At 54.3% G+C, this 21,059-nt stretch carries 20 protein-coding genes; 3 read left to right on the forward strand and 17 right to left on the reverse strand.

Translation table 11 applies throughout. The annotated features are described in order from the left end of the window. Positions 1-4 precede the first annotated feature (4 nt). The 9 genes from panC to dksA form a co-directional block, all read right to left on the reverse strand. Complete coding sequence (panC, locus tag FE845_RS16420; RefSeq protein WP_200367057.1) at positions 5-853, reverse strand: pantoate--beta-alanine ligase; 849 nt, start codon at positions 851-853, stop codon at positions 5-7. Further along, positions 850-1,644, reverse strand: coding sequence for a 3-methyl-2-oxobutanoate hydroxymethyltransferase (panB, locus tag FE845_RS16425; protein ID WP_200367059.1), 795 nt, complete (start codon positions 1,642-1,644; stop codon positions 850-852). The genes panC and panB overlap by 4 nt, the downstream gene beginning before the upstream one ends. Before the next feature lie 61 nt (positions 1,645-1,705). Then, positions 1,706-2,203: a 2-amino-4-hydroxy-6-hydroxymethyldihydropteridine diphosphokinase gene (gene folK, locus FE845_RS16430; protein ID WP_200367061.1), complete on the reverse strand. Its 498-nt coding sequence runs from the start codon at positions 2,201-2,203 to the stop codon at positions 1,706-1,708. Further along, positions 2,203-3,528: a polynucleotide adenylyltransferase PcnB gene (gene pcnB, locus FE845_RS16435; RefSeq protein WP_200367136.1), complete on the reverse strand. Its 1,326-nt coding sequence runs from the start codon at positions 3,526-3,528 to the stop codon at positions 2,203-2,205. Before pcnB ends, folK begins: the two co-directional genes overlap by 1 nt. A 756-nt stretch (positions 3,529-4,284) precedes the next feature. Further along, positions 4,285-5,682, reverse strand: a complete 1,398-nt coding sequence (locus tag FE845_RS16440; protein ID WP_200367063.1) for a sigma-54-dependent transcriptional regulator — start codon at positions 5,680-5,682, stop codon at positions 4,285-4,287. 7 nt (positions 5,683-5,689) lie between these two features. Next, entirely contained in the window at positions 5,690-8,653 is a 2,964-nt protein-coding gene (locus FE845_RS16445; RefSeq protein WP_227714443.1) for a sensor histidine kinase, read from the reverse strand. Then, positions 8,643-8,819 carry a hypothetical protein gene (locus FE845_RS16450; RefSeq protein ID WP_200367065.1) on the reverse strand — a complete coding sequence of 59 codons (177 nt, stop codon included), beginning with the start codon at positions 8,817-8,819 and terminating at the stop codon, positions 8,643-8,645. Before FE845_RS16450 ends, FE845_RS16445 begins: the two co-directional genes overlap by 11 nt. Before the next feature lie 50 nt (positions 8,820-8,869). Continuing rightward, complete coding sequence (gene gluQRS, locus FE845_RS16455; RefSeq protein ID WP_200367067.1) at positions 8,870-9,745, reverse strand: tRNA glutamyl-Q(34) synthetase GluQRS; 876 nt, start codon at positions 9,743-9,745, stop codon at positions 8,870-8,872. A 63-nt stretch (positions 9,746-9,808) separates the two neighbouring features. Then, positions 9,809-10,249: an RNA polymerase-binding protein DksA gene (gene dksA, locus FE845_RS16460; protein WP_200367077.1), complete on the reverse strand. Its 441-nt coding sequence runs from the start codon at positions 10,247-10,249 to the stop codon at positions 9,809-9,811. Between the two features lie 181 nt (positions 10,250-10,430). Between dksA and sfsA the strand changes: the two genes are divergently transcribed. Continuing rightward, the gene (sfsA, locus tag FE845_RS16465; protein ID WP_200367079.1) at positions 10,431-11,162 is read left to right on the forward strand and encodes a DNA/RNA nuclease SfsA; all 732 of its coding nucleotides are present in this window, start codon (positions 10,431-10,433) and stop codon (positions 11,160-11,162) included. Here sfsA and FE845_RS16470 read toward each other — a convergent pair. From FE845_RS16470 to FE845_RS16480, 3 genes are all read right to left on the reverse strand, one after another. Then, on the reverse strand, positions 11,146-11,532 hold the full coding sequence (locus FE845_RS16470; protein WP_200367088.1) for a Rieske (2Fe-2S) protein: 387 nt from the start codon (positions 11,530-11,532) through the stop codon (positions 11,146-11,148). The two genes, sfsA and FE845_RS16470, sit on opposite strands and share 17 nt — an antisense overlap. Further along, the gene (locus FE845_RS16475; RefSeq protein WP_200367091.1) at positions 11,529-11,885 is read right to left on the reverse strand and encodes a pentapeptide repeat-containing protein; all 357 of its coding nucleotides are present in this window, start codon (positions 11,883-11,885) and stop codon (positions 11,529-11,531) included. The genes FE845_RS16470 and FE845_RS16475 overlap by 4 nt, the downstream gene beginning before the upstream one ends. A gap of 68 nt (positions 11,886-11,953) precedes the next feature. After that, positions 11,954-13,531 (reverse strand): AAA family ATPase, encoded by a 1,578-nt coding sequence (locus tag FE845_RS16480; RefSeq protein WP_200367094.1) that lies wholly within the window; start codon positions 13,529-13,531, stop codon positions 11,954-11,956. Positions 13,532-13,651: 120 nt separating this feature from the next. Here FE845_RS16480 and mrcB point away from each other — a divergent pair, with 120 nt between their 5' ends. Continuing rightward, positions 13,652-15,985, forward strand: a complete 2,334-nt coding sequence (mrcB, locus tag FE845_RS16485; protein ID WP_200367096.1) for a penicillin-binding protein 1B — start codon at positions 13,652-13,654, stop codon at positions 15,983-15,985. After that, positions 15,982-16,551, forward strand: a complete 570-nt coding sequence (locus tag FE845_RS16490; RefSeq protein ID WP_200367098.1) for a tetratricopeptide repeat protein — start codon at positions 15,982-15,984, stop codon at positions 16,549-16,551. The genes mrcB and FE845_RS16490 overlap by 4 nt, the downstream gene beginning before the upstream one ends. 69 nt (positions 16,552-16,620) lie before the next feature. Here the strand turns inward: FE845_RS16490 and FE845_RS16495 are convergent, their stop codons facing one another. The 5 genes from FE845_RS16495 to hemJ form a co-directional block, all read right to left on the reverse strand. Further along, positions 16,621-17,538: an esterase/lipase family protein gene (locus tag FE845_RS16495; RefSeq protein WP_200367100.1), complete on the reverse strand. Its 918-nt coding sequence runs from the start codon at positions 17,536-17,538 to the stop codon at positions 16,621-16,623. 343 nt (positions 17,539-17,881) lie between these two features. Further along, entirely contained in the window at positions 17,882-19,162 is a 1,281-nt protein-coding gene (gene hemL / locus FE845_RS16500; protein ID WP_200367103.1) for a glutamate-1-semialdehyde 2,1-aminomutase, read from the reverse strand. Between the two features lie 15 nt (positions 19,163-19,177). Continuing rightward, positions 19,178-19,846, reverse strand: coding sequence for a thiamine phosphate synthase (gene thiE / locus FE845_RS16505; RefSeq protein ID WP_200367105.1), 669 nt, complete (start codon positions 19,844-19,846; stop codon positions 19,178-19,180). Further along, on the reverse strand, positions 19,834-20,622 hold the full coding sequence (gene thiD, locus FE845_RS16510) for a bifunctional hydroxymethylpyrimidine kinase/phosphomethylpyrimidine kinase (protein WP_200367141.1): 789 nt from the start codon (positions 20,620-20,622) through the stop codon (positions 19,834-19,836). Before thiD ends, thiE begins: the two co-directional genes overlap by 13 nt. Positions 20,623-20,634: 12 nt before the next feature. Continuing rightward, complete coding sequence (gene hemJ / locus FE845_RS16515) at positions 20,635-21,057, reverse strand: protoporphyrinogen oxidase HemJ (protein ID WP_200367107.1); 423 nt, start codon at positions 21,055-21,057, stop codon at positions 20,635-20,637. Between the last annotated feature and the right edge of the window lie 2 nt (positions 21,058-21,059).

Here is a 21,059-nt window from a genome sequence, read left to right on the forward strand (position 1 = left end):
TGCTTCAGCGGGTGATTGAGATATTGTCAATGAGCCGAGTGCTACCAAGGAATGCCGCAGCCAGCAGGGTAATGTCGCTGTCCTCGGGTGTGGCGGGCTTCAAGGTGAGGCTGTTGGCTATATTGAAGTAATCCAGGCGTAGCCCCGCAGCACTCAGGCTGTCGCCAGCTTCTTTGGCCAGAACTTGAAAGTCACTGTGACCATCGGTAATTTTCGCAGCGGTGGCTTGAAGCGTCTGGTAAATCACCGGAGCGATTGCGCGCTCTTCTTCGGATAGGTAGCCGTTGCGCGAGCTTTTCGCTAAGCCATCGTCCTCGCGAACGGTTGCAGCACCAATAACTTCAACCGGAATCATTAGATCGCGCACCATTTTGCGAATCACGGCCAGTTGCTGGAAGTCTTTTTCGCCGAACACCGCAAAGTCCGGCTGAATCATGTTGAAAAGAACAGAAACAACCGTTGCAACACCTTCAAAATGCCCCGGGCGGCTGTCGCCGCAATGCCCGGCACTGACTTCCGGCACGACGACGCGGGTGTGGCGCGCAAGGCCGTCCGGATAAACTTCGTCTGCCGTAGGGGCAAAGACCAGAGTGTTTCCCGCTTCGCCAAGTTTGTTTTGGTCGTCAAGCAGTGTCCGCGGGTAGGTATCAAGGTCCTCGTTGGCGCCAAATTGCATTGGGTTCACGAAAATACTGGTGACCACAATGTCGGCCGCCTCAGCCGCTTTGCGAACCAATGAAATGTGCCCCTCGTGCAGGTTGCCCATAGTGGGCACCAAACCAATGGTTTTCTCCTGCTGGCGGTAACCGCGGAGTATGGCGCGCAATTCTTTTAGCGAATGGACGGTTCTCATGCCTTGAACGTATGCTCCTCGGCGGGGAAAGTGCGCTCACTTACGGCTTTTGCGTAGGCGGCGATGGCCTCCGGAATGGAGTTTGTCTCTGCCAAAAAGTTTTTCACAAACCGTGGCTTACGGCCGGTGGTAATGCCTAACATATCGTGTAGTACCAAAATCTGACCATCGGTATCCGCGCCTGCGCCAATTCCGATAACCGGAACCTTCACCGCTTGGGTGATTCTGGCAGCCAGCGGCGCTGGTACGCATTCTAGCAAGATAATGTCTGCGCCCGCCGCAACCAACTCGCAGGCATGATTGATCATCAGTTCTGCCGATTTTTCATCCCGGCCCTGAACCTTGTAGCCCCCAAACTTATTGACGAACTGAGGGGTCAGGCCCAGATGTGCACATACGGGCACAGCGCGCTCTGTTAGAGCGCTGATGGTGTCTTTCATCCAGTCTGTGCCTTCCAATTTCACCATGTGCGCGCCTGCACGCATCAGTTCTGCGGCATTCTCCAATGCGGCATCTACGGTGCCATAACTCATGAAGGGCATGTCGGCCATAATGAGTGAGCCACGATTGCCTTTGGCAACGCAGCTAACGTGATACACGATCTGATCCATGGTGACAGGTAAGGTGCTGTCGTGGCCCTGAAGCACCATGCCTAGCGAGTCGCCAATCAGAATAACGTCCACCCCGGCTTCGCTGACTACCTGAGCAAAGGTGGCATCATAAGAGGTTAGGGCGGAGAAGGCTTCGCCCTTCTCCTTGTATTCCCGCAGGGTATTGATGGTAACAGCCATAAAATCCTTGCCTTTTGGGTAGGTGGGCCAAGACCGTGCCGGGATGTCCGGCGTTCAGTTGCTAAGGGTAATCCGGAGGTGGAAGCTTGCGCAACCGGTTGTCAGGGCATTGTGCCCTTAGGATGGCGATTTCCGCACCACCCGGTAGTGTTAGATCAGGTTTTAGATCTAATAATGGCTGAAGGGCAAAGTCTCTATTATGGAGCTCTCGATGGGGAACAGTAAGCCGCTCGTCGTCTAGCTTATGATTGCCGAATATCAGCAGATCAAGATCAAGAGTGCGCGGCCCCCAGTGCTGAAGTCGCTCCCGCCCATGCGCTTGTTCGATGGCCTGAAGCTGGTCTAGCAAGGCGTGGGGCCCAAGCTCTGTAGAAATCCATGCCGCGCCATTCACAAAGTCTGGCTGGTCCTGCGGGCCCACAGGGCTGCTGGTGTAAAAAGGCGACTGTGCGACCAGCGTCGTTTTTGGTAGCGCAGCCAATTCAGCCACAGCGCGTGCCAGTTGGGCAGCGGGCTCTTTCAGATTGCTGCCCAGACCTATAAAGGCATCCGTTTTCATCAGGGTGCTGGCCGTTTAACCGGTTTGCGGCGTCGCCGCTTTTTTGGCGCGTCGCTACTGAGCTCTGAAAGCATGCGCTCTTGTCCGCGCTCGTCTAAGCGCTGGAATTCTGTCCACCAATCACCAAGGCCGGGTTCGATTTCACCGCAGCCTTCCCGAACCAGCAAGAAGTCGTAGGCGGCACGAAATCTTGGGTGGCTCATGGTTACAAAGGCTCGCTTGCCTTGGCGGCGAGGCAAGCGCATCTGGAGCTCCCAAATTTCCTTCATGGGGCCAGAGAAGCGTTTAGGTATAGACGTAGCCTGTACTTGTCTGCCAATAACCTTACCAATAGCACCGTGCAGGGCTGGCTGTACCGGATCGCCGTTATCTTGGCGCTGGCGCCACTCTTTCTGCAGAGCGGGCCAAAGCATGGCTGCAAATAAGAAATAGGGTGTAACGGATTTACCTTGAGCGATGCGGGCGTCGGTATTGCGCAAGGCTTGGCGGATTAACTCATCCGACTCGCCAGCCTCGATAGCCCTGACGGTTTCAGGGAATAATGGGGCCAGCAAATTGTAACGGGTTAGCAGATTGTAGGTCGCTTCGCCGTACCCAGCAGAAAACAGCTTGAGTACCTCTTCAAACAATCGCGCCGGTGGAATATGAGTTAGTAACTGCGACAGCTCCCGAATAGGGGCTTCGGTCTCGGGCTCTATGTCAAAGCCAAGCTTGGCTGCAAAGCGGATGGCGCGAAGCATGCGCACCGGATCTTCCCGGTAGCGGGTTTCCGGGTCGCCGATTAGGCGAAGTTGCTGGTTGCGGAGATCTTCAATACCGTTCGCAAAGTCGACAACAGTGAAGTCCCGGATGCAGTAATACAACGCATTAACCGTGAAGTCTCGGCGCAGGGCATCTTCTTCTTGGTTGCCGTAAACATTGTCGCGCAATAACAGGCCGTGCTCGCTGGTTTTGCGATCATCGTCGGTGTTGTCGTTGTCGGCTTCCACCGCGTTCCCACGGAAGGTGGTTACTTCAATGACTTCGCGCCCGAACACAACGTGAACGATTCGAAAGCGCCGACCGATTAAGCGTGAGTTACGGAACAGGTCGTGCACTTCTTCCGGAGTGGCGTTGGTGGCTATGTCGAAATCTTTGGGCCGTTTCCCCAGCAGAATATCGCGTACGCCGCCGCCTACAAGGTATGCCTCGTAACCGGCGTTGTTGAGTCGGCTGAGCACCTTTTTGGCTGGCTCGCTTATGACAGAGCGCGAGACGTTGTGCTGGTCTCTGGGAACTTCCCGTCGCTGGTAGACCCGAGCCTTTTTCTTCCCGTTACCGGGCATGAAGGAGCGGAGCTTGTCGACGGATTGCTCGAAAATGGAGGAAAGTGTTTTTGGCATTGAAATCCGTGGTTGCGTTGAGCAAAACCGAGAGTTTAACGGTTTGAGCAGGATTTGCACACGTTTGCCTTGGAATCTGCATGCCCCACATAATCAAAAGGCGGATCCGCCTACGCGAATCCGCCCTCAAAATATTGACGATCTGCATTATTCTTATTTTTTGCCGGGATTCTTCTTAATTTTTTTACCCCACCGTTTAACCCCAAAATGGGGGCTTCTCAGCAGTACAAACGGAAAGCTTTGAACACAATGAGCAGTCAAAGACATCGAACAAGTCATTCGTAGGTGCTGCGCCACCTCAAGGGTGATTCTTCTTTGCATCTCTACAACTCGTACACGCCAAGGGACTACCAAAAAAGCAAAGTACCCAAAACACTCAGTTCGCTCGCGCTCTATTTTTGTTTTTGTTACTGAACGTCTTCCTGCAGCTTTTTATTTTTGTTTTGACGCTGCTTTGTCACTATTGTTTTTGTTGTTGTGCGCTAAAGAGGTTGCAGTTGGCGTGCCAGCTTTTGAATGTGCTTTATTAACAGTGGGTTAGGTTTTTTTGGCGTATAAGTGTTACTCCGTACTCCCTATAAGTGTTACCCGAAACACCTGTTTTTCTCGCAAAGTGTTACCGGCGGGAACAGGCGGTAACATCTGACTGCGCGTTCATATTTTGCGCGAGTGATTGAATGGGTGAATTCTTGCAACCAGTCAGTTTCCCGATGTTTTTTTGCGAGGAATGCCCAGACGCTGCCGGCGCTCCCAAAGGGATTTTCGGCTAATGCCTAGCTTTTGGGCCAGCTCGGTTTCGCTCATGCGATCCTGGTTCTCCAGCACAAAGTGCTGAAAGTAGTCCTCCAGAGAAAGATCATTAGTGCCGTCTGCATCTCGCGTGTGGACCTGTTCGTTGTTTCCCTCCACCAAGGTTTCAGGGATATATTCCTCGCCCCCTTCACTATCGAGGTCCAGCAACGACGGCGTTATGATGTCGCCATCGCATAGGATGCTGGCGCGCTCGATGGCATTTTCCAACTCTCTCACGTTACCCGGCCAGCGGTGCCGTTCAAGCGCCCGCATGGCTTCGGGGCTAAGGTTCAGGTTGGGTCTGCCTACCTTATTGCCTTGAACAGTAAGAAAGCGCCGGGCTAGCCCGAGAATATCGCTCTGGCGTTCACGCAGGGGGGGAATCCGTATTTGCATTACGTTAAGCCGGTAGTAAAGGTCTTCCCGGAACTCGCCGGTGCGGGTCATGGCTTTTAGGTTGCGGTGGGTGGCTGCGATCATGCGCACATTCACTTTTCGGCTCTGGGTTGAGCCCACTTTGCGAATTTCGCTTTCCTGAAGAACACGCAGTAAACGAGCTTGGGCCTCCGCGGGGAGTTCGCCAATTTCGTCCAAAAACAGGCTTCCGCCGTCGGCGGCTTCGATCAACCCGGTTCTCGCGGAGACTGCACCAGTGAAAGCGCCTTTTTCATGACCAAACAGTTCGGATTCAATGAGGCTTTCCGGAATAGCTGCGCAGTTTACCGAGATCAGTGGTTTGGCAGCACGCGGGCTCAGCAGGTGCAGCGCGCGGGCAACCAGCTCTTTACCTGTGCCAGACTCTCCTTGCACCAGTACCGTTGTTTCTGTTGGTGCGACCTTTCGAATGAGTGTGAATACCCGCTGCATGGGCTCGCACTGGCCGTACATAATACTGGCTGGGTCACCGTTTTCCGATGCTGCCGGGTTGTCTGCCTGACGCTCCTGCGCCGGGGACGCAGTGCGCGCGAGAATACCCTCCACGGCAGCTAGCATCTCATCATGGTCAAAAGGCTTGGCAATATACTCCACCGCCCCCATTTTCATGGAGTCTACCGCTGAGCGCAGGCTGGCGTAGCTGGTCATGATTAAAACCGGCGTGTTCGGTGCCCGGTTGATCAGTTCCGTGCCAGCGGCGCCGGGTAGGCGAAGGTCTGAAATAATCAGGTCAAACTGGTCGGGATCGTGGTTTTGCTCGGCCTCCTCCACCGAGCCGACGTCTTCAACGTCGTAGCCTGCATGTAACAGCAGTTTGCGAACAGCGGAGCGAATAATATCTTCATCTTCCACGATCAAAATACGGGGCATAGCAGTCTTAGAACCTTTCGTTCGGGCGGATTGCGGAGGTGTCTGTCTCCGGCTCGTAAGCTGGTAATTTCAATCGTACGCAGGTGCCTAAACCGGTTTGAGGGTCGGCAGGGCTTTCAACCTGAATGTTTCCGTAGTGCTCTTCGATAATGCTATAAACCAATGACAATCCAAGGCCCGTTCCTTTATTGGATGCCTTGGTGGTGTAGAAGGGCTCGAATACGTGATCAAGCTGATCTGCGGGTATGCCAGAGCCCTCGTCAATGACCTCGATGATAGCCGAGTAGCCATCTTTCTTACCAGCCACCCGTATAGACCCGCCTTCCGGTGAGGCATCCCGGGCGTTGGCCAACAGGTTTACGAAAACCTGCACAAGCCGTTGCTCGTCACCCAAAATCTGAAGCGTGTCAGGGCAATCGTTGATGTAATGGATGCCCATTCCTTCGTTACTTAGAGAAAGAAGGTTGCTGGATTCCTCTACGCAGCGGCGGAGGCTCACGGGCTCGTAGCGGTTTGCTTGCGCGTGGTTGCCTGTGCGTGCAAAGTTCATCAGTGATTGGAGGATGGTTGATATGCGGCGTGTTTGTTGTTGGATCTGACTGGCGGTTTCCAAGATATCTGGGTTATCTGTCTCTAGTTTAAGGTTCTGTGCCAACGAGGAAATGCCCGTAACCGGGTTGCCGATTTCATGGGCAACGCCTGCAGCCAGACGCCCTACCGACGCCAGCCGTTCACTGTGCATCAATTCGTCTTCCAGTAGCCGTGTTTCGGTTTGGTCTTCGACCAGAATGACACTGCCACCTTCAGGGTGGTCGGGGCCGCTTAACGCCGCTTTGTGCAAGTTCAGCCAATGGGGGCGGCCCCGGAGATCCAGCCGGTGCTTATAGCGGTGCAGGTCTTCGCCGCTGTTGAAGTCGTCCAGCAAATGGTGCCAGTGATCAGGTAAGGCCATGAGTCGGGCGCCCACAACGTCGTCTGCAGTGATACCGGTCAATTCCTCAATGGCTTGGTTCCACATCAAGATCTCGCCGTCTTCGCCTACGGAACAAGCAGGGATGGGCAGGTTTTGAAGAGTTTGCCGGTAGTGCCTTCGCAGGTTGTCCAGCTCTCCAGCCAGCCCTGTGAGCCGGTTTTGGTAATCACCTAATGCGCGTTCCACATAACGTATATCTTGAGCGGTGCCGCCCCGCGCCATGGGTTTGAACCCTAGATGGCGCTTTACCATATCTCGCGCAACCGAAGGGCCAAGTAATCCGGACAGGTTGACCTCAACCTGATCGCGCAGACGCCGCAGTTGATAAGGGCGGTATTCAACGTTGGGGAGTTTAAGTTGTTCTAGTGCGCGCTCAACTTCACGCTTGGCAACATCTTGGCCAAGCGGTTCGGCTAGCTGGCGTGCAAAGTCCACTGAGGAGCCAGCCAACAGTTCGCGGCGCTGTGGGCGGGATAGGGCGCCCATAGAGCAAGCCTGAGCCGCGCTGGTTTCTTCGTTAGTGCTGGTGCTCAGAATGGAGATAACGGCAAACACGGTTACGTTTGCGCTCAGGCTGACAAACGTGAATATGTGCCAGTTGCTGTAATCCGGAACAATCGGTGCGTTGAGCCAGCCTAGCAAGTTGGCCGTGTGGGAGAAAGGCAAAACCAGAGTGATTAGCCAGATGACCAGCCCGGTAATTAGCCCGGCAATCAGCCCACGCCTGTTACCTTCGGGCCAATATATAACACCCAGTGCGCCAGGCAGCAGTTGCAGTGTTCCGGCGAGGGATATGGCTCCGAGAATTGACAGGTCCAGATTCTTGCCAAGTGTTTCATGGAACAGCAGGGCCAAAAAGATGATTGCCGCGATCAGCAAGCGCTTGACCCACTGCAGCCAACGGTAGATATCGCCTTGATCCTTCGGGGTTCTCAGAGGAAGAACCACATGGTTGAGTACCATGCCAGCCAAAGCCAGAGTGCTTACGATCATGAGGCCGCTGGCGGCTGATAGCCCCGCGATGTACATGAACAGCGTGAGAGCCGGGCTTTCGAGAGCTTGTGCTATGCCCAGTGTGTAAAAATTTGGACCAGTTGCAACCGCCAGTTCCTGCCCGCCCCACAGAATAAGTGGGACAGGAATACCAAGCAGCAAAAGGTACAGTGGAAGACCCCAGCTAGCTTTAGCCAAGGCTTTTGGCGAAGGGTTTTCGGCGAATGTCATGTGATACATGTGGGGCAGAACGAGCGCTCCGGCAAAAGACATGAGCATCAACGCACGCCAACTGCCATCGTCGATGCTCAGGGACATGGTGGTTGCTGGTGTGGTGTTGCCAGCCAGCCAGGTTTCGAGACCGTTCATGCCATCGAAAACGCTAAAAAGCACCACGCCGCCAATGACCAGCAAGGCGACTAGCTTTATTACTGAGTCAAAAGCAATAGCCAAGACAAGCCCGGGATGATTCTCTACTTCGCGGTTGCGCCTCGCACCAAACAGCATGGCAAAGAGAACAACAATCAGGCTGAACATTACGCTGATCAGATGGGGTGAGGTGTCCGGCGCAAGAATGCTGGCGGAGGTGGACACCGCTTGTATTTGCATGCTCAGCAGCGACAGGATTGCGCCACCGGAGCACAGGGTTACAAGAGTCCCCGCCCATTGGCTGCGATAACGGTAAGCGAAAAGGTCGGCAAGGGAGGTGAGTTGGTAGGCGCGACCTATACGCATTATGGGATTGAGTAGAACCGGAGCCAGCAAAAAAGCACCGCTGATTCCCAAGTAATAGGCTAGAAAGCCATACCCGGATTCCGCTGCCAACCCAACGGCTGCATACACGGCCCAGATACCCGCGTATACGCCCAAGCTCAGTGTATAAACCAGAGGGTGGCGCACCCAGTGGCGGGGTATCACTCCACGCTCGGTAACCCAGGCAATTCCAAATAGGAGGATAAGATAAAGAAGGCTGGCGAACAGCAGGCCAGATGCACTAAAACTCATTCGGATCCCGCCGCCACTCAAGCCAGAAGCCGATGGCAATAAGGCCCGCCCAAATCACGAAGGGGCTGTACCAGGCATTATCTGGAGACGTCCACCAGTCAAGAATATTGGGGGAGAAAATATAGATGGCCAGAACCAGCAAAAAAACCAGGCGATAAATATACATCCGGCATGCGATCCGCTCTGAAGATTGTGAAAGGCTTTATACCACGACAGTCATTGGGATGTCAGGTGAACGGCCCGGCGGTTCCAATGAGTGCAGCCCCAATCTAAGAGGTTGTCTACAGATTTGCGAAGCAATGATTGCGGTGGCTGCTGGTTGAGAGCGCTCAAGGCGGCAAACAGGTTTTCCACCGGGCTGCGGTTGTCCAGAGCCGGGGCATGGTTTTGCTTAGATAGCTTTTGCCCTTGTTTATTCACAATCACGGGAATATGAAGCCAACGCGGTGGAGGTGCGCTCAGAGCGCGGTAAATCTGTAGTTGTTGTGCCGTCATATCCAGCAAGTCTGAACCCCTCACCACATCGGTAATGCCCTGATCAATGTCGTCCACCACCACTGCAAGTTGATAGGCAAAGAAGCCCTCTTTGCGCAAAATCACAGGATCGTCTATTTCGGCTTGTACCAGCTGCTGCTGTCGCCCAAGTAACAGATCCTGCCATTGGCAGAGTTCGTCACTCAGTGCAAAGCGTACGGCGAACGGTTGGTTTTTGGTTGCACGACCGCCGTCTCTGCAGTGTTGCGGATGCCTGCCTTGGTGGGCCTGAAGTTGCTTGCGTGAGCAGCTGCAAGGATAGGCTATGCCCGTTTTAAGCAATTGCTCAATTGCTGCTTGGTAGGCGGTGTGGCGGCGGGATTGAAAGCGTACAGGTTCGTCCGGAATCAGGCCGTGAGCATCAAGGCTGCTCAGGATTTCCCCGGTTGCTTCGGGAGGTTCTCGAAGTGGATCAAGATCCTCGATTCGAACTAACCATTGCCCATTAACGGACTTGGCTTCCAAATAACTTGCCAGAGCTGTCACCAGCGACCCGAAATGCAGAGGGCCTGTGGGTGAGGGCGCAAATCGACCCCGGTATTGATGCAGCTTGGTCATCGGGAAAACAGACTGGCCAGCAGTGCCATAGTAGACTGCGCCGGCCAGTTCGGGGATGCCGTTTTAAATGCCAGTTTGGCGCTCACGGATTTCGGCAAGAGTTTTGCAGTCAATGCATAGTGTTGCTGTCGGGCGTGCCTCAAGGCGACGAATCCCGATTTCTACACCGCATTGGTCGCAAAAACCGTAGTCGTCTTTGTCGATGCGATCAATGGTCTGATCAATTTTCTTGATCAGCTTGCGCTCGCGATCGCGGGTACGCAGTTCCAGACTGAACTCTTCTTCCTGAGTTGCGCGGTCGCTGGGATCCGCGTAATTTGCTGCATCTTCCTGCATGTGGTGCATGGTGCGATCCACTTCTTCCATGAGCTCTTGCTTCCATTGGAGCAGGAGCTTCTTGAAGTGCTCTCCCATGTCGGCACTCATGTACTCTTCACCCTTCTTCATTTCGTAAGGGGTGAAGTTGGTGAAACGCTCGCGTGATTGGTCTGCTGTGGTTGCCATATGACCCGGCCTCTTTTTATATACCTCACAAGAACGCAGTGCTTCCCTGCGCGCCAGCCCCCGCCGCGGCGCGGTTATCACTTGGATGAAGCAGTCGTCCTAAAACGGGATTTTGCGGAAAATAGCAGATTAGTCACAGAGGTGCCAGCCCTGTGAAGCCTACTTCTCACTTGGAGAGCTTATGAAATTCCCCGAGCCCTTGATTAAAGGGCGCTTAATTCGTCGTTATAAACGCTTCTTGGCCGACGTGCGCTTGCCAGACGGCACGGAGGTAACGGCCCATTGCCCGAATACCGGCTCCATGCTGGGTTGCCAGCCACCGGATGCCCGTGTGTGGTTAAGCCGCAGTGATAACCCCGCACGAAAATTGGCGTATACCTGGGAGCTTGTTGAAACGGCACCGGCGGTGTTGGCGTGTGTAAATACCGCAAGGCCAAATGCGCAAGCGCGGGAAGCCATTGAAGCGGGCCGCATTAGCGAGCTCAGTGGTTATAGCCATTGCCGGTCAGAAGTTAGGTACGGCGAGGAAAAAAGCCGGATTGATTTGCTGCTGTCGGGCCATGAGTCGGAGCCAGACGCATGGGTAGAGGTGAAAAACGTAACCCTTGAGGAAAACGGGCAGGGCTTTTTTCCCGACGCGGTAACGACCCGCGGGCAAAAACACCTGCGTGAACTCATGGCTCAGGTAGCTCTGGGGGAGAGGGCTGTGCTGTTCTTTGTGGTGAATCATACCGGTATTGAAACGGTGCGGCCTGCCGATCATATCGATCATCATTACGGCCAGCTGTTACGTCAGGCGTGTGATGCCGGTGTGGAGGTGATTGCCTATCGCGCGTCTTTGGTTAACGAAGACGGCAATCCATCCGGCAACTTAACTCTGACTGAGGCCGTGCCGGTTATTCTGGAAGTCTAATTTCCAGAACCCCTTCAGTCTCCCTCAGGTCCAGCTCCGTGAGAGCGTCCCCCTGACAAGGCCCGGCAATGCACTCTCCGTCTCGAGGTTTGAATAAAGCGCCGTGGGTGGAGCACTGCAGAAACAGGTTGTCGACATCCATAAAGCAGCCGGGCTTCCAGTTCAGTTCAACCCCCATATGGGGGCACTGGTTCAAGTAAGCTCTGGGGGTGGCGCCGTCGAGAAATACGAAGCCGGTGAGTGGCAATGTGTCAGTGCTCTTTGCGGTGCCGGTTTCGGCATGGGCCAGTGCGAACTCCACAAACTGGCCCGGTTGTAACTCCGCTTTATCGCATACTGACTGCCACGGGTTTATTTGCTTGCTTGTCATTTACCGGCGCTATAACGCATCCGCGTACCGTGGTTCAAAGACATTACAATTTCGTCCGCTTCCAGCCTGTGGGGGAAAAAACATCCTGAGATTTTGGCGCCGGCAATGCTGGCGCCTTCCATGTGGGTATGGCTGAAATCTATTCCCCGAAGGTCCGCTCCCCGGAAGTAAGCATGGCGGAGGTCTAGTCCTTTGGCGTCTAGCCCTCGCAAATCCAGCCCTCGGAAGTCCCCATGGGCAAAGCTCGGCAAGTCGGTGCGTGCAAGCTTTTCCTTATTGAACGCTGCTACATCTTCCTTGCGAAGCGTTTCGTAGAGCGGGTCTTTAATATGGCGTACGGCGTCGGTTTCCATGATTCTTCCTTATGGCAATTGTAACCGGTTCTTGAGCAAGTATAGCCTGCTAAACCCGTTTGCAACGGCTACTTCGAGGCTAAGCCAAAGTGCTGTCTTATGCGATCTGCCACTGCTTCAGCTACGTGCTCCTGATCGCTACGCAGATGAACTGTGTGGGTTTTTTCTTCGACCGTTAGAGGTTCAAACCAGCCTTTTTGGGCGTCCAGAAGTTCTTCTGTCGCTTCAGAGGCATCGCCCTTGCGGTTGCGTACCCATTCTTTACGCAGCTCTTCGGGTGCCTCGCAATGAATCAAGGCAAAAGGAACGCCTTGGCTTTCTGCAACGGCAGCAAACAGAGCGCGCTCTTTCTCTTTCAGGCATGCGGCATCGACGATAACGGGCAAGCCCGCCGCGAGCAGGTCACTGGCCAAGGTGGCTAACCGTAAATAGGTTTTCTCGTTAGCTTCCGCGGAGTATAGGCCATCTCCGGTGGTGGAGCGGCTGTTTGCCAACGGCGCCAGCCCATGCAGCCGCTTGCGTTCGACGTCGGACCTCAGGCGAATAAGACCCAGTTCTGCAGACATGGCTGCGCTGACGCAAGTTTTCCCGCTGGCCGAGAGGCCAACGGTGGCAAGCAGGTAGCGATTGGGTATGCTGCTGTAGTCTTCAGCTAGCTGGGCATAGTCACGGTAATGCTGCATCAAGCCTTCTTTTTCCTGCGCATTCAGCGATGGGTTGCCCATGGTAAACAAGGCAATCTTTGCCCGCACAAGTGCCCGGTATGTCTTGTATAGAGGCAGTAAAGGGAGGGCGTTGAAGTCGTCCCTGTATTCCAGATACGTATTCAGAACGAGGTTCGCTAGCGCTGATTCGCCTCGAGATTCCAGATCCATCAGCAAAAACGCCAGATCGTTTATCACATCAATCCAGCGGAAAGGCTCATTGAACTCGATGCAGTCGAAAACCGTAACCTTGCCGTCATACACGGTAATGTTGGCTAAGTGCAGGTCGCCATGGCACTCCCGGACAAAACCGTCATTTCTGCGTTGTGCAATTAAATCTCTATGGCGTTCGAAAGTAGTCTGGGTCCAGACCTCGAGGTTGTCGAGCTGGCTGATCAGGGCAGGGTCGTCGATCAGCGGCCGAATCTGGTCAAAATTTTCCTGCATGGCCGCAAATACGGCTTCTGGTGTGCCCAGCGGCTTGTCCTTTGCTATCGGCTCTAAGCTGTCGTGGAAGTGGGCTACTTGTTGTGCGAGGCTGGAAAGCAGCTCTGGTTTTAACTCACCGGATTCCTGCTGCTGGTCAAACAACTGGTTCTGGCGGAACTGGCGCATTTTCAGCATGTATTCAAAAGGCTCGCCATCACCGCCGATGGCCGGTTTTTCCGGCGTTCCGGTAATTGGGAGTACCTCAAGGTAAAGCGGCTCCGCCAGACGACGGTTCAGGCGCAGCTCTTCTTCGCAAAAGTGCTTGCGGCGCTCCAGTGTGGAGAAATCAAGAAACCCGAAATCCATGGGTTTTTTGATCTTATACGCATACTGCCCCGTCAGAATCACCTGAGAGATATGAGTTTCGATGATTTGAAATCCATCCACAGGATGGTGGTATAGCGCTGGATTCTGCAATGCCAGTAGTAGATTGCCTGGGGATGTTTCACTCACGGTGTGCTCCTCGCTTCCCTGAACTCATTGATTTTTATTGCTCTATCATAACGGGCAGGTTACAGAAATAACACATAGTTGGCCTGCCTTATCGTGTGTCGGCTTCGTTATAATCCCCCCATGAAAAAAAACAGCCCCTCTGCAAAAAAGCCTAGTAGAAAACCACACAGAAAAAACGGCCGGAGCGAACGTCGCTCACGGTTATGGAAACTGTTTATACGAGTGTTTTCCATTGGCGCTGTGCTGCTTGCATGCTGGATGGTTTACCTTGATGCGGTGGTTACGTCCCGGTTTGAGGGGCGGCGCTTCGAAGTGCCCTCCCGGGTGTATGCGCGGCCTCTGGAGTTGTATGACGGCGCCGGTGTGAGCTCTGGGGCGCTGGAACGGGAACTGGCGCTTTCGGGGTATCGCAAGGGGGACGGAACAAAGCCGGGAAGTTATCGGCGCAATGGTGGCCACTTTATTATCAGCACCCGCGGGTTTCGCTTCCCTGATGGTGTAGAACCCAGAAGAAAGCTTTCCTTGAATATCTACAGTGACCGAATTCAGGACTTTCGTGTGTCCTCCGGTGACAGCTCAGCCATAGTCAGGCTTGAGCCTGCTCGCATTGGCGGGATATATCCGGCACACAAAGAGGATCGTATTCTAGTTCGGCTCGATGAAGTCCCAGCTTTGTTGCCCAAGGCGCTGATGACAGTGGAAGACCGTAAGTTTTACGACCATTTCGGAATCGCACCGGCTTCTATCGGGCGTGCATTGCTGGCCAACATGCGTGCCGGGCGGGTCGTGCAGGGCGGTAGCACTTTGACGCAGCAGTTGGTGAAGAATTTTTTCCTCACCCGGGATCAAACGCTGTTACGCAAGGGTAACGAAGCCTTGATGTCTATCTTGCTAGAGCTTCACTACGAGAAAGACGACATACTGGAAACCTACCTAAACGAAGTGTATCTAGGGCAGGCTGGGACACGCAGCATCAACGGGTTCGGGCTGGCAAGCCAATTCTATTTTGGCGAGTCATTAAAAGATCTTGATGTGCACCAGATTGCCCTGCTTGTGGGCATGGTGAAAGGGCCAAGCTACTACAATCCCCGGCGGCACCCCGAGCGCGCGACCCAGCGACGTAATTTGGTGATCAGCGAGATGGAAGACGCGGGCCTTATCGATGCTTCAAAGGCCGCACGGGCGCGCGGCTTGTCACTTGGTGTGAGCGCCAAGCCTTCCTACTCGGAAAACCGATACCCTGCGTATATTGACCTTGTGCGCCGACATCTGGCACGGGATTACAAGGAGCAGGATCTGCGCAGCGAAGGTCTGCGCATCTTTACCACGCTAAACCCCGCTATTCAGTACGCCGCTGAGTACGCTGTTACGGATACCTTGCCCCGGCTGGCAAAAGGCGCGACCGCTAAAGCTCTGGAGGCGACTCTTGTGGTTACCGCCAAAGATACCGGTGAAGTTCTGGCACTCGTTGGTGGAAAAGATCCCCAATACGCAGGATTCAACCGAGCCTTGGACGCCAACCGCCCAATAGGTTCACTGATTAAACCTTTTACCTATCTGGCCGCTTTGGAACAACCGGATCGCTATACTCTCATGACGCCGGTACTGGATAAGTCATTCACTCTTGAATTTGACGATGGCCGGCGCTGGCAACCGAAAAATTACGATGGCGAAGAGCGCGGCGACGTTCCTCTGCATCGTGCTCTTTCTAAATCTTATAACCTGCCAGCAGTGCGGGTGGGGCTGGACGTTGGCATTCCGGCTGTCAGCAAAACCTTACGGGCATTTGGTGTTGTCACGCCCATCTCTGAATACCCCTCAATGTTGTTAGGCTCGGTTGCCATGAGCCCGGTAACCGTTGCTCAAATCTATCAAGGGTTGGCGACCTCCGGGTTTAATACGCCCTTACGGACCATAAGAGAAGTGACAGGCCCCGGCGGCGAGGCACTGTCACGCTATAATCTGGAAGTGGATCAAGTTGCAGACCCGGCGGCGGTTCATCTGGTGCAATACGCAATGCAGGAAACCATGCAAGAAGGCACTGGCCGCTCAGCCTATTATTCCGTGCCAAAGGAGTTAACGCTGGCTGGTAAAACCGGAACAACCGATGATGGCCGCGACTCTTGGTTTGCCGGGTTCAGCGGTGACTTACTGGCGGTTGCCTGGGTTGGTCGCGACGATAATGGGCCAACCGCATTAACGGGTGCTACCGGAGCTTTGCCAGTATGGTCACGATTTATGGCGCAGGTGCCGCAGCACGGCTTTTCACCGGTAGTACCCGATGGCGTGAGTTATCACTGGGTAAACCCTGAAAAGCAGGCATTAACCGATGAGTATTGCGATAATGCGCGCCTTCTGCCGTTTATAACGGGTAGTGAGCCGACACAAAGAGTGTCCTGCTCCGGTACCCTTGAGCGGAAAATTCGAGGTTGGTTTGAAGGACTGTTCCAATGAGTAGGCAAGGCTTTTTACATGCAGGTATGTTGGCAGCGCTTTTAAGTTTAACGGGGTGTGCTTCTGGTCCGGGCGGCTCAATATACGTGCCCGCGGGTGGTTCGTCCCGAACACCGGAACCCCCGCAGACGGCTGATGAAGAACAGAATCAGGTGTGGCGCAAAAGCGAACAAACTGACAGCAGGGAATCCGAACAGCGGCCCGAACGCAGGAGTAAACCGAGCTATCAAGACACCGGCGAACAACTTTCACCAGCAGCTCTTAGTTTGGTGCGTGAAGCCGATAAGCTGCTAAAGAGCGGTGATGCCGGGGGTGCCATTGTACGTTTGGAACGCGCCCAAAGAATCGCTCCCAGATCGGCGGAAATCTACTTTAAGTTGTCGCAAGCCTATGTGGCAGGCAATAAGCTGGGGCCTGCAGAGCAATTTACGTTGAAGGGGTTGTCTCTTGCGGGTAGCGATACCCGGCTGCAACGTGCGGGTTGGTTACTGCTGGCGGATATCCGCAGAGCGCGGGGTAACGTAGCAGGGGCCAGTCAAGCCGAAGAGCGGGCGGCAGCCCTTTAAGTACAGGCTCCCTAGTAAACGTGTTGAGCGACCCTGCTGGAGCCACCTCCAAGCAGGGTCTGTTTTTGCTTATAGGCCAGCGTTTTTCAACCGGTTTACATGCTGCTTAAAAACAGCTTTCGGGTCCGTTTCAAACAAGCTGTGCAGGCCCAGTGCCTGATTTACTTCATCAAGATGGTTCATGAAGTAATTGTCTCGGATAATCTTGCCAAAGTGAGTGCTGCAACGCCCTACCATGCCGTCGTTGGCGCTGAAGTTGAATGCCGCACTAGTGATGGTGAGCAATGCGTCAGACGGGTCCAGAAGGTTTGTTACAACGCCGGTGCCACCCCACGAGTAAAAGCGCACCCCGTTTGCAGCGCTGGCTCCCTCTCCACAGGCACTTGTTGGGATGCCTGCGGGTGCAAAATTATTGAACTCTGCGCTGCCTTGGGTTGAAAGCGACTGCAAGCTTGCCTGCATGCTTTGATCGTATCCGCCGCCCGAGATTAAATCGATCAGGCCGCCTAGGGCATCCCCCAGAGTGTTTGCAAGGCTACTCGCGGGAGACTCAACAATGACATCTGCAACTGGAGAACCTTTGTGGGGCGAGCCAACGGATGTAACCGAGGCCACCAGATCTGGCCGTACCCGGGAAATATAACGGGCGGTTGGTCCACCGTGACTGTGGCCAATTAGGTTCACCTTGCCATGAACAGCGGCAATCGCCTCAACTTGTGGTAACAAGGCCTCGCCACGGGCAATAGTGCTATCAAGAGCTGGAACCACGGTTGTATAAACATCCGCGCCATTCTTGCGCAGATCCTCTGCGATGCCATACCAATAGTCCACGCCAATAATAGAATCGAAGCCAAACATGCCATGAACTAATACCACTGGATAACGGGTATCGGCGTAATTGGAAGGCTTTTTCCACCACCATGCGGCAGAGGGTGCTGACCAGGCTATGGTCACAACCAGAGCTAGTGTTTTGATCCAGAGTTTCATTGTTCTTCCTACAGCTTGAGTTTATGTTTGTTATTCAAACTGCGGCTCAACCTAACGAGCTGTTACAGATACTGCATGCCTAAGCCAAACGCATTAGTGCTTTGACTATGGGCCTCTGCTCGGTGCTACTGGAATTATATTTGTTAAGTTTGTGCCAGCAGATCATCTCTCGTGAGATGTGGCTATAATTTGATCAGCGAGCGTGGCAAGTCAACGGCAGAAGAGGCTAAGTTGATTTAATAGTGGTTAAAGTGTGAAGGGCGTCTCGAATCAGGCACGGAAGGGTCTATCAATTCGATAAATCCTTCCGGGAGCCTGTCCAGAATATTGCTTATCTACTTCTTCAGAGGGTAGCCATGACTTTTTTCGCCGCTTTAATCGTATCGGCGATGTCCTCATCCGTTAGGGCTGCGCTGGTGAATCCTGCTTCAAACGCTGACGGAGCAAGGTATACGCCTTCTTTTAGCATTCCTTGGAAGAACTTTTTGAAGCGTTCGACATCGCAGGCCATTACTTGGTCAAAGCGTGTAATGCTGGGCTCCTCGGTGAAGAAAAACCCAAACATCGCGCCTGCACCCTGGACGGCCAGCGGTATGCCTGTGGCGTCTGCAGCGGCCTTCAAACCGTCTCGCAGTGCGACAGTTTTTTCAGTAAGGCGGTCGTGAAAACCGGGCTCAGAAATAGCGTTGAGTGTGGCAAGGCCAGCGCTCATGGCCAGAGGGTTACCGCTTAGTGTGCCAGCCTGATAAACCGGGCCAAGGGGGGCTATGTGTTCCATTATCTCCCGCTTCCCGCCAAAGGCGCCAACAGGCAGCCCGCCGCCGATGACCTTGCCTAGAGCGGTCAAATCCGGGGTTACACCGTACAACTCCTGAGCTCCACCTAGAGCAACCCTAAACCCGGACATAACCTCATCAAAAATCAGCACCGTGCCATGCTCGTCACAGACTTCCCGAAGCGCCTCTAAGAACCCGGGAACCGCTGGAATGCAGTTCATGTTGCCTGCAACCGGCTCCACAATGATGGCGGCAATTTGATCGCCCATTTCTTTGAAGGTTTCCCTTACGCCCTCTATGTCGTTGAAGTCCAACGTCAGGGTTAGCTCCGCTAGGCTGGCGGGAATGCCCGGCGAGTTAGGTACACCGAGGGTTAGTGCGCCAGAGCCTGCCTTCACAAGGAGGGAGTCCACGTGCCCGTGATAGCAGCCCTCAAACTTTACGATTTTATCGCGCCCCGTGTAGCCACGAGCCAGACGAATGGCGCTCATGGTGGCTTCGGTACCGGAATTCACCATGCGCACGAGTTCTATGGAAGGTACCAACTCGCAGACTTTGCGGGCCATATCAGTTTCAAGCGAGGTGGGCGCACCATAACCAACGCCAAGATCCACCTGAGCGTGCAGGGCATCTTTGATACGCTGGTCTGAGTGACCAAGAATCATTGGCCCCCAGGAGCCAATGTAATCGATGTAACGCTGGCCATCCTCGTCGTACAGGTAGGCGCCTTCAGCGTGCTTAAAAAAGATAGGTGTGCCGCCCACGCCTCGAAACGCACGCACGGGGGAGTTAACACCACCGGGAATGTACTTTTGCGCCTGCTCGAACAGAGTTTCGGAATTTGTCATGTGTAACAGCTCCTGTTATTTGGGAGTTAAAAAAAGTGGGTGGTGGCTGGCGAACAGCCTTTGGAATGTCTTCGCTTTCTGTTCCGTGGCTTCCGGGCTGCCCCCGAAGAGCCCGCCAACAACAGCTAATAGATCCGCACCTGCTTGAATTAAGAGTGCGCCATTGTCTGTGGTGATGCCGCCAATGGCTGTAACCGGCCGATTAAAACGCTTTGCTTTAGCTAGAATGTCGGCCGAAGCCGCTGGAGCTTCCGGTTTGGTTGATGAGGTAAAAAAACGGCCGAAAGCCAGATAGTTCGCACCTGCTGCCGTGGCAGCTTTGGCCAAAGCAAGGTCGTCATGGCAGGTAATGCCGATAATCGCATCATCACCGAGCTGTTGGCGCGCCTCGGTAGCAGAGCTGTCGGTTTGGCCGAGGTGTACACCTGCTGCGCCTACGCGCTTGGCAAGTTCAACATCATCATTGATGAGCAGTGGCGCGCCTGCAGTCGCGCAAAGAGATTGCAGACTTCTCGCTTCGGCCAGACGTTGCGCCATGGGCGACGATTTCTCGCGATATTGTACCATCACTGCACCGCCACGGAGGGCCGCCTCCACAGACGCAATCAATGTGTCCGGAGGGGTAAGTTGGCTGTCAGTGATGGCGTAGAGTCCGGTTGGGATGCGTGCACTCACCGTTCCCACAGGATACCTCGGTCCGGCACCGGTTGGCCTCGGCCTACCTCAAGAGCGTGCAATATGGCGCGATGCACATAATTCTGCGCCTGAGAGATGGCCGCGCGCGGCGATAGCCCCAGAGCCCGGCCCGCCGCAATCGCAGCGGCAAGTGTGCAGCCGGTGCCATGATATTCCTCGCCGATACGCTCAATTTCCCAAGACATGGGCGTAGGCGAGTGGTTGTAAAGAGTGTTGGTGATTCGAACACCTAATCCATGCCCTCCGGTTGCAAGCACCGAAGCGCAGCCACTTGCTAGCAGCTTGCGCGCAGCCTCGGTCGGGTCGTCACTCTCTCCGAGCAAGGCCAGCTCTATGCCATTCGGCGTGATCATCTCAGTCAGCGGGAATAGTCGTTCTTTCATGGTGGCGAGCAGCTCGTCATCCGCCAAGTCGCCCCCTCCTGCTGCTTTGATCACCGGGTCAGTTATAACCGGTATGCCGGGGTGTTGCCCAAGAAACTCCACCAAAACATCGACCACTGCAGCGTTGCCCATAGCGCCGGTTTTCACCGCATGTATGGGGGCATCCTCAGAAACGCATCGCAGTTGTTTGCGAATGAGTTCCGCGTCAATGGCTTCAGCACCGTACACATTGCGGGTGTCCTGAACGGTCAGGCAGGTGAGTACCGGTAGGGGGTGGCAGCCCAGAGAGGTGATGGCCTGAATGTCAGCCTGAATTCCGGCGCCACCGGAAGGGTCAAGGCCCGAGAGAACAAGTACCTGAGGGCGAGTGTAGTGTTTGATGGCTAAAACTCCCTAGAACGGTTTAACGACAGCGAGAATAACAACTGCGAGTAAGATGAACACCGGCAGCTCATTGAACCAGCGATAGAAGACATGGCTACGTGTGTTGAGATCGTCGCGGAACACCTTGACTAGGTACCCGCAATAAAAGTGATAGGCAATCAGTGCCGCTACGAGTAACAGTTTCACGTGTAGCCAGCCTTGGCTGAAGTATCCGGATAGGTTATAGCTGAGCAGCCAGACGCCAAAAGTGACGGTGGCGATCATCGAGGGTGTGGTGATACCCCGATAGAGCTTGCGCTCCATAATCTTAAAACGCTCGCGCCCCGGCCCATCCTCACAGGCAGCGTGGTATACAAACAGCCTTGGCAGATAAAAAATACCCGCGAACCAGCACACCAGAGAAATTATGTGAAAGGCTTTAACCCACAGCATTG

The sequence above is a fragment of the Marinobacter sp. 1-4A genome (genome assembly GCF_016597725.1).
Taxonomy (GTDB): Bacteria; Pseudomonadota; Gammaproteobacteria; order Pseudomonadales; family Oleiphilaceae; genus Marinobacter.